Source organism: Salegentibacter lacus, from assembly GCF_020164555.1.
Taxonomy (GTDB): Bacteria; Bacteroidota; Bacteroidia; order Flavobacteriales; family Flavobacteriaceae; genus Salegentibacter; species Salegentibacter lacus.
Window position 1 is genome coordinate 139,095 of sequence record NZ_JAIQZB010000007.1, and the last position, 12,027, is coordinate 151,121.

General features: G+C 38.0%; 15 protein-coding genes. 14 read left to right on the top strand and 1 reads right to left on the bottom strand.

All coding sequences use genetic code 11. From position 1 onward, the window contains the following. Window positions 1–118: 118 nt before the first annotated feature. Window positions 119–1,333, top strand: a complete 1,215-nt coding sequence (locus tag LB465_RS07400) for a hypothetical protein (RefSeq protein ID WP_224468790.1) — start codon at window positions 119–121, stop codon at window positions 1,331–1,333. Window positions 1,334–1,374: 41 nt separating this feature from the next. Here LB465_RS07400 and LB465_RS07405 read toward each other — a convergent pair whose 3' ends face one another. Further along, window positions 1,375–1,689 (bottom strand): rhodanese-like domain-containing protein, encoded by a 315-nt coding sequence (locus LB465_RS07405; protein WP_224468793.1) that lies wholly within the window; start codon window positions 1,687–1,689, stop codon window positions 1,375–1,377. A gap of 194 nt (window positions 1,690–1,883) precedes the next feature. On the opposite strand from LB465_RS07405, the gene LB465_RS07410 reads away from it, so the two are divergent. The 13 genes from LB465_RS07410 (at window position 1,884) to LB465_RS07470 (ending at window position 11,978) form a co-directional block, all read left to right on the top strand. Beyond that, on the top strand, window positions 1,884–2,333 hold the full coding sequence (locus tag LB465_RS07410) for a MarR family winged helix-turn-helix transcriptional regulator (RefSeq protein WP_224468795.1): 450 nt from the start codon (window positions 1,884–1,886) through the stop codon (window positions 2,331–2,333). A gap of 2 nt (window positions 2,334–2,335) precedes the next feature. Further along, window positions 2,336–2,968, top strand: coding sequence for an NAD(P)H-dependent oxidoreductase (locus LB465_RS07415; protein WP_224468797.1), 633 nt, complete (start codon window positions 2,336–2,338; stop codon window positions 2,966–2,968). 34 nt (window positions 2,969–3,002) lie between these two features. After that, window positions 3,003–3,581 carry a YceI family protein gene (locus LB465_RS07420; protein ID WP_224468799.1) on the top strand — a complete coding sequence of 193 codons (579 nt, stop codon included), beginning with the start codon at window positions 3,003–3,005 and terminating at the stop codon, window positions 3,579–3,581. 61 nt (window positions 3,582–3,642) lie between these two features. Continuing rightward, window positions 3,643–4,143, top strand: a complete 501-nt coding sequence (locus LB465_RS07425) for a YceI family protein (RefSeq protein WP_317198424.1) — start codon at window positions 3,643–3,645, stop codon at window positions 4,141–4,143. Window positions 4,144–4,480: 337 nt separating this feature from the next. Beyond that, a complete protein-coding gene (locus LB465_RS07430) occupies window positions 4,481–5,875 on the top strand; it encodes an anthranilate synthase component I family protein (protein ID WP_224468801.1) in 1,395 nt (464 codons plus the stop codon). A 67-nt stretch (window positions 5,876–5,942) separates the two neighbouring features. Further along, on the top strand, window positions 5,943–6,509 hold the full coding sequence (locus LB465_RS07435) for an anthranilate synthase component II (RefSeq protein WP_224468804.1): 567 nt from the start codon (window positions 5,943–5,945) through the stop codon (window positions 6,507–6,509). 4 nt (window positions 6,510–6,513) lie between these two features. Next, window positions 6,514–7,506, top strand: coding sequence for an anthranilate phosphoribosyltransferase (trpD, locus tag LB465_RS07440; protein WP_224468807.1), 993 nt, complete (start codon window positions 6,514–6,516; stop codon window positions 7,504–7,506). Window positions 7,507–7,597: 91 nt separating this feature from the next. Then, on the top strand, window positions 7,598–8,383 hold the full coding sequence (trpC, locus tag LB465_RS07445) for an indole-3-glycerol phosphate synthase TrpC (protein WP_224468809.1): 786 nt from the start codon (window positions 7,598–7,600) through the stop codon (window positions 8,381–8,383). 123 nt (window positions 8,384–8,506) lie between these two features. Continuing rightward, window positions 8,507–9,154: a phosphoribosylanthranilate isomerase gene (locus LB465_RS07450; RefSeq protein ID WP_224468811.1), complete on the top strand. Its 648-nt coding sequence runs from the start codon at window positions 8,507–8,509 to the stop codon at window positions 9,152–9,154. Window positions 9,155–9,379: 225 nt separating this feature from the next. Continuing rightward, window positions 9,380–10,561, top strand: coding sequence for a tryptophan synthase subunit beta (trpB, locus tag LB465_RS07455; protein WP_224468814.1), 1,182 nt, complete (start codon window positions 9,380–9,382; stop codon window positions 10,559–10,561). Between the two features lie 290 nt (window positions 10,562–10,851). Continuing rightward, window positions 10,852–11,619: a tryptophan synthase subunit alpha gene (trpA, locus tag LB465_RS07460; protein ID WP_224468816.1), complete on the top strand. Its 768-nt coding sequence runs from the start codon at window positions 10,852–10,854 to the stop codon at window positions 11,617–11,619. Window positions 11,620–11,697: 78 nt separating this feature from the next. After that, on the top strand, window positions 11,698–11,841 hold the full coding sequence (locus LB465_RS07465; RefSeq protein WP_176728208.1) for a hypothetical protein: 144 nt from the start codon (window positions 11,698–11,700) through the stop codon (window positions 11,839–11,841). Between the two features lie 2 nt (window positions 11,842–11,843). Beyond that, window positions 11,844–11,978, top strand: coding sequence for a 30S ribosomal protein THX (locus LB465_RS07470; protein ID WP_224468818.1), 135 nt, complete (start codon window positions 11,844–11,846; stop codon window positions 11,976–11,978). Window positions 11,979–12,027 lie beyond the last annotated feature (49 nt).

The following is a 12,027-nucleotide window of genomic DNA, read 5'->3' on the forward strand; positions in this document are numbered from 1 at the left end:
GGAAAACCCTTATTATTAGAAGATTCCTAAGAAAAAGTTTTTCAGAAGGTATATTTAAAAATCCAAAACATACCCTAACTAAAAAAGACTCAGTTACTTAAACGGTATTTTTAGTAGGATGAAAAAAATTATACTCTTTTATTTTTTAATTTTAGCAACAACGGCTTTCTCTCAGGTAGGAATTGGAACTACCGAACCAGGAGCACAACTGGATATCGTTGCTTCCGATAAAGACAGTCCGGCTAATATAGATGGGATTCTCATCCCAAGAATAAAGAAATTCCCTTCCCAAAATCCCGGGAGTGCGCAACACGGTATGCTTATTTTTCTTAGTGAGGATTTTAATAATTTCCCATCAGGCTTTTATTACTGGCATCATCAGGAAAGCAAATGGAAATCTATCGTTTCAGATGCTAAAGCGGCGAATTTCTATGAAGTGAGTACTACTGAAAGTCCGGGTAATATCGAAGATAATATATTTAGAGAAGGAAATATAGGAATAGGAACCGAAGATATTGTCAGTAAACTTCAAATTGCGATAAATCCCGATGACGCCCAGGATATCAAAAAAGGCCTCGAAATAGATAACAATAATTCAGCCGAAACCAGAAATACATACGGAATTGAAATAAGAAATCGCAGTAAAACTAATCATATAAAATACGGAATTAAAAATCACGTAACCGGTGATGGTAACGGGGAAAGATATGGTTTTTATAATACAACCTCCCAGGGATCCAGCGGTACCGATATCTACGGAATTTATAATTCGGTGGGGAGAACAGAGGGTGCTAACAGCTCTAATTATGGAATATATACAGAAATTGGCGAAGTTACCGGTAGAGGTAAGATCTACGGAATTTTCGCCCGTGCCTTAGGTAACCCAAGTTCCAGGGTTTTCGCGGGCTATTTTGCAGGTCCCGTTGGAATAGGAAGAACTGAGGCTGAAGAATATCGATTCCCTGATACACGCGGTGAAGAAAACCAGGTTTTAATTTTAGATAATGATGGAAACGCCGAATGGAAACACAATCACACCAAAAATTATATTAGTACCGGAGGTTCGTCAGGAAACTATAGTATCGGGGACGAAGTTTCTTACTTAAGAATCACCAATAATCCATCCTCAATAACAATCCCTGATGCATCTAACAATAAAGGCAGGGAACTTGTCTTAATAGGTAAGGGAAGTAGTACCACGGCTCTTAATTTCTTAAATGGAGATACCCTGGACGATATGCAGGATAATAGCATAACCAGTATAGCAAATGGCGAAATCCTAACTATTCTCAGTATAGGGACGAGATGGTTGCTAATAGATAAGTCTAATTAATAAAAAAGCAGTAAAAACTAATCTTTACTGCTTTCTAAAACTTAATCCTCCGCCTTCTCGCCTTCCCATTCCATAAATCCGCCTTTCAGGTTATAAGTGTTGGCAAAACCCATCTGGTCTAAAATAGTACAGGCTTGCGCGCTTCGCTTTCCGGAACGGCAATAGATATAATAATTTTTATCCTTGTCCAGTTTTTCAACTTCATTTACAAATTCCTGACCCTTATAAATATCAATGTTTTTAGCGGTTGGGATATAACCATCCTCTACCTCTTCTTCGGTTCTTACATCTAAAATCACTGCTTTATCATCTTTTTCCAGCTGTGATTGCCATTCTTCCTGATTGAGTTCTTTCATAAAATCTTATTTTTTTGAATCCCCTTGAAGAAGGAGATCTATTATTGTTCCATCAAATTTCAGTGTAAATATATTGAAAGTTTTAAAAACTACGGTTTCATTCCACAGGAATCCAGTTCAAAATTTTAACATTTCCTTTTGATCTAAATCCCAAAACTGACTTATATTTGTACCTACAAATGTTGTTTAGACAAATGAAAATCGAAGACCAATTAAAAACAAATAATTTACCACCAGCAAGAAAGCTAAGTCTTAGTATTCTGGTTACCGCTAATCTTATAGATGAGAATGTAGCGGCGGCACTTAAACCTTTCGACATTTCTATTCAACAATTTAATGTGTTACGTATTTTAAGAGGACAAAAAGGGAAACCGGCAAACCTTAGCACTATTCAGGAACGTATGGTATCTAAAATGAGCAATACCACCAGGCTGGTAGATAAGCTTATCGCCAAAGAACTTACTGAACGTATTGTTTGCGAAGCCAATCGCAGAAAGGTTGAAATAAGTATTACTGAAAAAGGTCTGGAACTTTTAAAAGAAATCGACCCTAAAGTAGATGCAGTAGAAAAAGAGCTAATTCAGGATATTACTGAGGAAGAAATTGAAATTGTTACTAATTGCTTAAATAAAATAAGAAAATAACTATGGAAAATTATATAGAGAATTTAAACTGGCGTTATGCCACAAAAAAATTTAATGCTGACAAATCATTAAGTCAGGAAGATGTAGAAAAGCTTCAGAAAAGCATTCAGCTTTCACCATCTTCATACGGGCTTCAGCCTTACGAGGTGTTTGTAATTTCTGATAAGGAAACTAAAGAAAAACTAAAGGCAGCAGCCTGGAACCAGTCTCAACTTACTGATGCTTCACACGTATTTGTCTTCGCAGGACTTAAGAAATTGAATGAGGCTTATATTGATGCTTATCTGGAGAATATTAGTAAAATTCGAGAAGTTCAGGTGCAGGATCTAAGCGGATTAAAAGATATGTTAACCTCTAATATTTTAGGTAAGACCGAAGAACAACAATCTGTTTGGGCGCAGAAACAAGCTTATATCGCGCTTGGAAATTTACTTTCTGCAGCAGCAAATTTAAAAATTGACACCTGCCCTATGGAAGGTTTTGACGCGCAAAAGTTCGATGAAATACTGGGAATTTCAGGAACAAATTTAACTACTGCCGTAATTGCTACCGCTGGTTATAGAAGTGAAGAAGACCAATTGCAACACGCAAAAAAAGTTAGAAAACATGAAGAAGAATTATTCCATTTAATATAAACTAAAGTCAAATTAATTTAAATCTAAAATTGCTATGAAAAAGAATCTTTTAAAAACTGTATTTGCATCTGCATTTCTTGTATCATTTTTATCATTCACAACAGTGAATGCTCAGGATAAAACAATTGATGTAAAAGAAAGCAACATTAACTGGGAAGGTGAAAAAGTAACCGGCTCTCACTACGGTACCATAAACCTGCAAGATGGACATTTTACTATGGAAAACGGTGAACTTACCGGAGGGGAATTTGTAATAGACATGAGTTCTATCACCGTTACCGATCTTACCGGTGAAGACAAAGGAAAATTAGAAGGTCATTTAAAATCTGATGACTTCTTTGGTGTAAACAACCATCCAACTTCAAAATTGGTAATTACAAGTGTAGCCAAAAAGAGTAATGGAACATACGGTGTGGTAGCCGATCTTACTATTAAAGATAAAACTAATCCGGTAACTTTCGATTTGGATTGGGAAGAAAATTCAGCTTCTACTGAATTAACTATAGACCGTTCTAAATACGATGTTCGTTATGGTTCAGGAAGTTTCTTTGATAACCTTGGAGACAAAACCATCTACGATAATTTTGAATTAGACGTAGCATTGAAATTTTAATTACGAAGGGAGAGAAATTGCTATTGAGAAAATAAATTGAAAAAGAAAAATTGAAATAATTATGGAAAAACAAGTAGACGCAAAGGCTAGTAATATCGCCTGGAAAGGAAAAAAAGTTTTAGGTTCGCATTCAGGAACTATCGATTTAAAAGATGGAAAATTCCAGTTTGAAAACGAAGAAATAGTTGGTGGTGAATTTGTAATGGATATGACCACAATTACCGTTACCGATCTTAAAGGTGACGATAAAGCTGGACTGGAAGGTCATTTAAATTCAGACGATTTCTTTGGTGTGGATAACCATCCAACTTCAAAGCTAATAATTACCAGTGTAGCTAAAAAAGACGATGGTACTTATGGTGTGGTTGGCGATCTTACTATAAAAGAAAACACGCATCCGGTGACGTTCGATTTAGATTGGAGTAACAATACTGCAACTACAAAATTAAGTATAGACCGCTCTAAATACAATGTAAAATATAACTCCGGCAGTTTCTTTAGCGGACTTGGAGATCAGACGATTTACGATAATTTCGATTTAAATATTGAGTTGAAATTTTAATTAGTTGCATTGCACAATTCCAGCCGGAAAAGTTAAAATTGCTTTTCCGGCTTTCTTTTTTAGAATTTCACTTGTTTATTTAAATATGCTTTCTATCTTTGGACTAATGAAAAACAGAATAGCAAATACCTGGTGGTGGAAAGATTTACGTCAAACGTCGTGAAGTAACATCGCTATAGTATAAATTCATACAAAAGGCTTGTCTCACGACAAGCCTTTTTTTATTCAGTTTTTTGTCATTTCCGAGAAGTCGGAAATCAAAAAATGAAAGCTTTTTAAAAAAATAAATCAATTTAAAATGGACTTCCACCTACGCGGAAGTGACAAAAAAATATTTATGTATAAACTAACCACCACTCATAAAAAACTACTGGCCGATACCATTACTCCGGTGAGTGTTTACCTTAAGGTGAGGGACAAGTACCCCAACAGCCTTTTACTGGAAAGTAGTGATTACCACGCCAACGACAATAGTTTTTCTTATATCTGCTGCAATCCTATTGCTTCGATTAAAATTCAGAATGAAGTTATTACTGAAGTTTTTCCTGACGGAAGTAAGAATACTACTGAAATTACTCCCGAAGTAAACGTGCCGCTTAAAATCCAGGAATTTTCAAAACAATTTAAAACTGAAGATTCCGATTTTAAATTCATCAATAATGGGCTTTTCGGTTATATCGCTTACGATGGGGTTCGGTATTTTGAAGATCTGGAGATCAAAAAACGAAATGGAGATCTTAAGCTTCCGGATATTTATTATGCGGTGTATCAGAATATAATTGCGATTAATCATTTCAATAACGAAGCTTATATTTTTGATCACAGCTACAATACCGATTCAAAAATTCCTGAAATCGAACAACTTATTAAGGTTAAAAACTTCGCGACCTATAATTTTGAACGTCAGCAGGAACCGGTTTCCAACCTGACTGATGAAGAATTTAAGGCAAATGTAAGACTTGGAAAAAAGCATTGCTATCGTGGTGATGTTTTTCAAATTGTGCTTTCCCGCAGATTTTCGCAAAAATTTAAAGGAGACGAATTTAATGTTTATAGAGCTTTACGAAGCGTAAATCCTTCCCCCTACCTTTTCTATTTTGACTACGGAAACTTTAAAATCTTTGGAAGTTCTCCCGAAGCGCAATTAGTGGTTCAGGACGGACAGGCAGAAATTCATCCCATCGCCGGAACTTTTAAACGCACCGGAAACGATGAGGAAGACGCCGAATTAGCCAAAAAACTCGCTGCAGATGAAAAAGAAAATGCCGAACACGTAATGCTGGTAGATCTTGCCCGCAACGATCTTAGTCGGCACGGGAACAATGTAAAAGTGGAGAAATACAGGGAGATTCAGTTTTTCTCCCACGTTATCCATTTGGTAAGTAAAGTCACCGGAACCAAAGATCCAAATACCCCGACAATGCAGGTAGTAGCGGATACTTTTCCGGCAGGAACTTTAAGCGGCGCACCAAAACACAGCGCGATGAAGCTTATAGAAAAGTACGAAAACGTAAACCGTGATGCCTACGGCGGTGCAATAGGTTTTATGGATTTCCACGGAAACTTTAATCACGCGATTATTATTCGCTCGTTCGTCAGCAAAGATCATCAATTGCATTACCAGGCCGGCGCAGGAGTGGTTTCAGAATCTGTAGAAGAAAACGAATTACAGGAAGTTTACAATAAACTCGGGGCATTAACCAAAGCCCTTGATATTGCTGAAGATATTTAAAAACAATACGTCATCCTGAATTTATTTCAGGATCTAAGAAGTTGATAATAAAGAATTTCACACCAGAATGAAAAAAATAATAGTTATAGATAATTACGATTCTTTTGTGTACAACCTTGTGCATTATCTCGAAGAATTGGATTGCGAGGTCACGGTAATTAGAAACGACCAGTTAGAGCTGGAAGACGTTGAGAAATACGATAAGATCCTGCTCTCTCCCGGACCGGGAATTCCTGAAGAAGCTGGTTTACTGAAACCGATTATAGAAAAGTACGCCTCTTCAAAAAGTATTCTGGGCGTATGTCTCGGCCAACAAGCCATAGGAGAAGTTTTCGGCGGAAAATTAGGCAATTTAGAATCCGTTTATCACGGTATAGCCACAAGGATGGATCTTTGTGTCGACGATGAGCCGCTTTTTAAAGGTTTACCAAAAACGATGCAGGTTGGCCGTTACCATTCCTGGGTAGTTTTAAAAGAACTCCCCGATTCCCTGGAAGCAACTTCTTATGATGAAAACGGACAAATTATGTCCCTTCGCCATCGCGAATTTGATGTGCGTGGCGTTCAATTTCATCCCGAATCGGTGTTAACTCCAGATGGTAAGAAAATGATTCAGAATTGGGTAAACAGTTAAACTTATGAAAGAACTATTAAACAGGCTCATAAACCACGAAACCATCTCCAAAGATGAAGCTAAGCAGGCGCTTTTCAGCATTTCTAACGGAGAATATAATGAAAGTCAGATTGCCGCATTTCTTACGGTTTATATGATGCGTAGCATCACCATAGAAGAACTTGAGGGCTTTAGGGATGCGCTTTTAGAACTTTGCGTGGCCATAGATTTAAGCGATTATAACCCAATAGATCTTTGCGGAACCGGCGGTGATGGGAAAAATACATTTAATATTTCAACCACTTCCTCTTTTGTTACCGCCGGCGCCGGTGTAAATGTGGCAAAACACGGTAACTATGGGGTTTCTTCGGTAAGCGGAAGTTCTAACGTGATGGAAAGCCTTGGAATTAAATTTAGTAACGACGCCGGATTTCTGGAAAAATGTATAGCTGAAGCGGGAATTTGCGTTTTGCACGCTCCCCTATTCCACCCGGCAATGAAAAACGTGGCGCCTATCAGGAAATCCCTGGCGGTAAAAACCTTTTTCAATATGCTAGGGCCAATGGTAAACCCTGCGTTTCCAAAAAATCAACTGGTAGGGGTTTTTAACCTGGAACTGGCCAGAATGTATGGCTATTTGTATCAAAACACCGATAAGAATTTCACTATTTTGCACGCCCTGGATGGTTATGATGAAATTTCCCTCACCGGAAACACAAAAACCATTTCCAATAATTCTGAAGGAATGATAAGTCCGGAAGATTTTGGAGTAGAAACCTTAAAACAAAAAGATATTGCCGGGGGCGGTTCTGTAGAAAGTTCAGCTGAAATTTTCGTAAATATTTTAAAAGGAAAAGGCACCGAGGCACAAAACAATGTGGTTTGCGCCAACGCCGGAATGGCCATCGCCACTGCAAATCAAGTTAGTGCCAGAGAAGGTTTTGAAACTGCCCGGGAATCTATAAATTCGGGGAAAGCTTTAAAAGCATTGGAGAAATTGCAGGAGTTGAGTAAGTAATCCATTATCAATCAACTTAGATCCTGAAACAATTTCAGGATGACGTTAAGGAAAAACAGAGAACTCATAACTGAGAACGCATAACATAATTATGAACATTTTAGACAAAATAATAGCCGATAAACATAAAGAACTGGTTTTAAAAAAGCTAGTAGTGCCTATCTCGCAATTGGAGCAATCGGCGCTTTTTGAGCGTCAAACAGTTTCTTTGGCTCAAAAGCTAACAATCAGCAAAACCGGGATTATTGCCGAACATAAAAGACGTTCCCCTTCAAAATCAGTCATCAACCAGGATTTAAATGTGGAAGATGTAGCCAAAGGTTATGAAGAAGCAGGTATTTCAGGAATGTCGGTTCTTACTGATGGCAAATATTTTGGGGGATCTCTAGACGATTTGCTTTATGCCCGTGCTGCGGTTAAAATGCCATTGTTGCGAAAGGAATTTATTATTGATGAATATCAACTTCTGGAAGCAAAAGCTCACGGAGCTGATGTTATTCTACTTATTGCCGCGGTTTTGGAAAGGGAGCAAATAAAATCGCTTTCAGAGTTTGCAAAAAGCATTGGCCTGGAGGTATTGCTGGAAGTTCATAATGAAGAAGAATTACAAAAGTCTATTATGCCTAGTTTGGATATGCTGGGTGTAAATAACCGAAATCTAAAGACTTTTGAAGTCAGCACCGAAATCAGCAAAGAACTTTCAGAAAAGATACCGGAAGATTTCGTGAGAGTTTCGGAAAGTGGAATCAGCTCGGTTGAAGCGATTAAAGATTTGCAGCAATATGGCTATAAAGGTTTTTTAATCGGGGAGAATTTTATGAAAACAAATAATCCAGGTAAAGCAGCGGCAGAGTTTGTGAAAGAATTGAGTACTTAGGGTCTAGGCTGTTAACATCATGTTAGATCCTGAAACAAGTTCAGGATGACGAAAACCAACACCAGCTCTCCTCCTTTTTAAGTAGGAGTACCCGAAGGGGGAGGTGGTTAACAAAAAGTAAAAATGAAAAATCTAAAACTCAAAATATGCGGGATGAAAGATCCCGAAAACATCAGCGAAGTTGTAAAACTTCAGCCTGATTATATGGGTTTTATCTTTTATGAAAAAACCCCTCGATATTTTGATGCCGAAATCCCGGAAATCCCTTCAGCAATTAAGAAAACCGGAGTTTTTGTCAATGAAGAAATCGATGTTATCCTTGAAAAAATTAAGAAACACGATCTTAATGCGATTCAACTTCACGGGGATGAGTCTGCGGCATTTTGCGCTGAACTAAAAACACTCTTGATGGAAACTCCGTTGGAAATAATTAAGGTGTTTTCTGTAAAAGACAATTTCGATTTTAATCGTTTAGAAGAATATGAAGCTGTTGTAGATTATTTCCTTTTTGACACTAAAGGACAAAACAAAGGCGGAAATGGGATCACTTTCAACTGGGAGATTTTAAAAAAATATCCTTCGGAAAAACCTTTTTTCCTCAGCGGGGGAATCGGGCCGGAGGAAGTTGAGGAAATCAAAAAACTAAAGGCTTATTTTCAGCAAAATGGAAAAGAAAATTTGCTTTATGCCATAGATGTAAATAGTAAATTTGAAGAGAAACCGGGTTTTAAAAATGTTGAAAAGCTGGAAAAATTTGTTAAGTGGTTTTGAGTTGTCTGTTCTCGGTTATGAGTTCTCGGTTGTCAGTTTTGGAGTTTGGAGTTTTAAAAACTTCGGTAATGACGAATTAAAATATTAGTGTATTCGGCAAAAAAAAGAATTTGAAATTTTTGAAAATTTAGATGCTGAAATAAATTCAGGATGACGTAAATCACAAGTTTCCAATTGAATAAAAAAACTAGTGCACTCGTGGCACTACAAATAAAACAAATAAAAATGAGCTATCAGGCTAACGAAAAAGGATATTACGGCGATTTTGGGGGAGCTTTTATTCCCGAAATGCTCTATCCAAATGTAGAGGAATTGCGTTCGCAATACCTGGATATTATGAAAGAAGAATCTTTTCAGAAAGAATTTAAAGATCTGCTGCGTGATTATGTGGGGCGGCCGACGCCACTTTATTATGCCAAGCGTTTTAGTGAGAAATATGGCACAAAAATCTATCTAAAACGAGAAGATCTTTGCCACACCGGTGCACATAAAGTGAATAACACTGTCGGCCAGATCTTAATGGCAAAACGCCTGGGAAAAGATCGTATTATCGCTGAAACCGGTGCGGGTCAACACGGTGTGGCTACCGCTACTGTTTGCGCGCTTATGGGCATTGAATGTATCGTTTACATGGGCGAGGTTGATATTGAGCGACAGGCGCCAAACGTGGCCCGAATGAAAATGCTGGGTGCCACGGTGGTTCCGGCTAAATCGGGTAGCCGAACGCTAAAGGATGCTACCAATGAGGCAATTCGGGATTGGATCAACAATCCGCTGAACACGCATTATATTATTGGTTCGGTGGTGGGGCCTCACCCCTATCCCGATATGGTAGCGCGGTTTCAGGCGGTGATTTCTGAAGAAATTAAAGTACAGCTGAAAGAAAAAGAAGGTCGTGAAAATCCGGATTATGTTGTGGCCTGTGTAGGTGGCGGAAGCAACGCTGCCGGAGCATATTTTCATTATCTAGATAATCCTGAGGTTGGGATTATCGCGGTTGAAGCGGCTGGAAAAGGCATACAAAGTGGTGAAAGCGCTGCGACTTCAGCTTTGGGAAAAGAAGGAATTATCCACGGGAGTAAAACCCTGCTAATGCAAACCGACGACGGGCAAATTACCGAACCCTACTCCATCTCTGCAGGGCTCGATTATCCGGGAGTTGGCCCAATGCACGCTAATTTATTTAGGAGTGGTCGTGGAGAATTTATTTCGATAACCGATAAAGCAGCAATGGATGCCGGGCTTGAACTGGCCAAATTGGAAGGTATTATCCCGGCTATTGAAACCTCTCACGCCCTGGCGATTTTTGAAGACCGAAAGTTTAAAAAGGATGATATTGTAGTGATCAATCTTTCCGGACGTGGAGATAAAGATTTGAGTACTTATATTGACTATTTTGATTTGTAAAAAGCCCCCTAGCCCCCAAAGGGGGAATTATTATAAAAGTTTAAAATAAAATATGAGTTATCGTCAACCTGAACTTGTTTCAGGTTCTAAGATGAGTTTGATATATCAGCTTAGATTCTGAAACAAGTTCAGAATGACGTACCAGAATAAAAAAAAGATTGCGACGGGCGCTGCCCTCGCAATGACGAAAAACATATTAGTGTATTCGTGGCGAAAAAATTGAAAACAAATTAGATTCTGAAATATCCCAAAGTTTCGGGACAGAATGACAATTTATAAGAATATTGAAAATGAACAGAATAAATAAAAAACTTCAGGAAGAGCAAAAACTACTGTCTATCTATTTTACGGCGGGTTATCCTGAAACCGAAGATACGGTTTCGATTCTTCAGGAACTGGAAAAAAATGGTGTGGATTTTATAGAAATTGGTTTACCGTTTAGCGATCCGTTGGCTGATGGGCCTACCATTCAGGAAAGTTCTACCAAAGCCCTGAAAAGTGGAATGACCACCAATAAACTCTTTGAACAACTTAAGGGAATTAGGGATTCAGTTGAAATTCCGCTGATTATTATGGGATATTTTAATCCTATTCTTCAGTATGGCGTGGAGAAATTCTGTAAGAAATGTGCAGAAACAGGCATTGACGGACTTATAATCCCTGATCTTCCGGTTGATGTTTATAATGAACAATACATGCAGATTTTCGAGGAAAACGGACTTCAAAATATATTTCTAATAACACCACAAACTTCCGAAGAGCGCATTCGGTTTATTGATTCGGTTTCCAACGGCTTTATTTATATGGTAAGCTCAGCCAGCGTTACCGGTTCTACCAGCGGCTTTGGTGATGAGACAAAAAAATATTTTAAAAGGGTAAATGATATGCAACTTAAAAATCCGCAGGTGGTTGGTTTTGGAATTAGCGATGCCGAAAGTTTTCAGCAGGCAACTCAATACGCTAAGGGAGCTATTATTGGTTCGGCATTTATTAAACACCTCAACAAAAATGGCAAAAATAAGATAGCCGATTTTGTAAAAAGCATCAGGCCGGTTTAACCAAATTCTAACATGCTCTTAGGAGGTTTTTACACTCTAATTTCTTATCTTAGAATTGAATCAAAAAAAACAAGAATTATGGGAGGCCCAATTGAAGAAAATAAAAAAGAAAGAACTAAAGATCAGGAAAATCCAACCAATCCAACCGGAGACACAAAGAAGCGGACAAATGAGGTGGATTATGACGAAAAGACCATAAAAGACCAACAAAACAAAAAGTAATTATGGGTCGTGGTGATAAAAAAACAAAAAGAGGAAAAATTGCTATAGGCACTCACGGCAAGTTGCGCCCTAAACGTAAAAAATTTAAGGTGAAACCTACCACGATGGCCGAACAGGACAAGAAAGAGTTACAGTAGTTGTAAGTTGACTACGTCTGGAAACCCTGAATTTGAAAGTTTATGCTTT

What these genes read in the sequence shown, in the direction of transcription:
- trpC (WP_224468809.1), top strand. Translation starts at nt 7,598, where the DNA reads ATGAACATTTTAGACAAAATAATAGCCGATAAACATAAAGAACTGGTT.
- LB465_RS07400 (WP_224468790.1), top strand. Translation starts at nt 119, where the DNA reads ATGAAAAAAATTATACTCTTTTATTTTTTAATTTTAGCAACAACGGCT.
- LB465_RS07465 (WP_176728208.1), top strand. Translation starts at nt 11,698, where the DNA reads ATGGGAGGCCCAATTGAAGAAAATAAAAAAGAAAGAACTAAAGATCAG.
- trpA (WP_224468816.1), top strand. Translation starts at nt 10,852, where the DNA reads ATGAACAGAATAAATAAAAAACTTCAGGAAGAGCAAAAACTACTGTCT.
- LB465_RS07430 (WP_224468801.1), top strand. Translation starts at nt 4,481, where the DNA reads ATGTATAAACTAACCACCACTCATAAAAAACTACTGGCCGATACCATT.
- trpD (WP_224468807.1), top strand. Translation starts at nt 6,514, where the DNA reads ATGAAAGAACTATTAAACAGGCTCATAAACCACGAAACCATCTCCAAA.
- LB465_RS07425 (WP_317198424.1), top strand. Translation starts at nt 3,643, where the DNA reads ATGGAAAAACAAGTAGACGCAAAGGCTAGTAATATCGCCTGGAAAGGA.
- LB465_RS07420 (WP_224468799.1), top strand. Translation starts at nt 3,003, where the DNA reads ATGAAAAAGAATCTTTTAAAAACTGTATTTGCATCTGCATTTCTTGTA.
- LB465_RS07435 (WP_224468804.1), top strand. Translation starts at nt 5,943, where the DNA reads ATGAAAAAAATAATAGTTATAGATAATTACGATTCTTTTGTGTACAAC.
- LB465_RS07450 (WP_224468811.1), top strand. Translation starts at nt 8,507, where the DNA reads ATGAAAAATCTAAAACTCAAAATATGCGGGATGAAAGATCCCGAAAAC.
- LB465_RS07405 (WP_224468793.1), bottom strand. Translation starts at nt 1,689, where the DNA reads ATGAAAGAACTCAATCAGGAAGAATGGCAATCACAGCTGGAAAAAGAT.
- LB465_RS07470 (WP_224468818.1), top strand. Translation starts at nt 11,844, where the DNA reads ATGGGTCGTGGTGATAAAAAAACAAAAAGAGGAAAAATTGCTATAGGC.
- trpB (WP_224468814.1), top strand. Translation starts at nt 9,380, where the DNA reads ATGAGCTATCAGGCTAACGAAAAAGGATATTACGGCGATTTTGGGGGA.
- LB465_RS07410 (WP_224468795.1), top strand. Translation starts at nt 1,884, where the DNA reads ATGAAAATCGAAGACCAATTAAAAACAAATAATTTACCACCAGCAAGA.
- LB465_RS07415 (WP_224468797.1), top strand. Translation starts at nt 2,336, where the DNA reads ATGGAAAATTATATAGAGAATTTAAACTGGCGTTATGCCACAAAAAAA.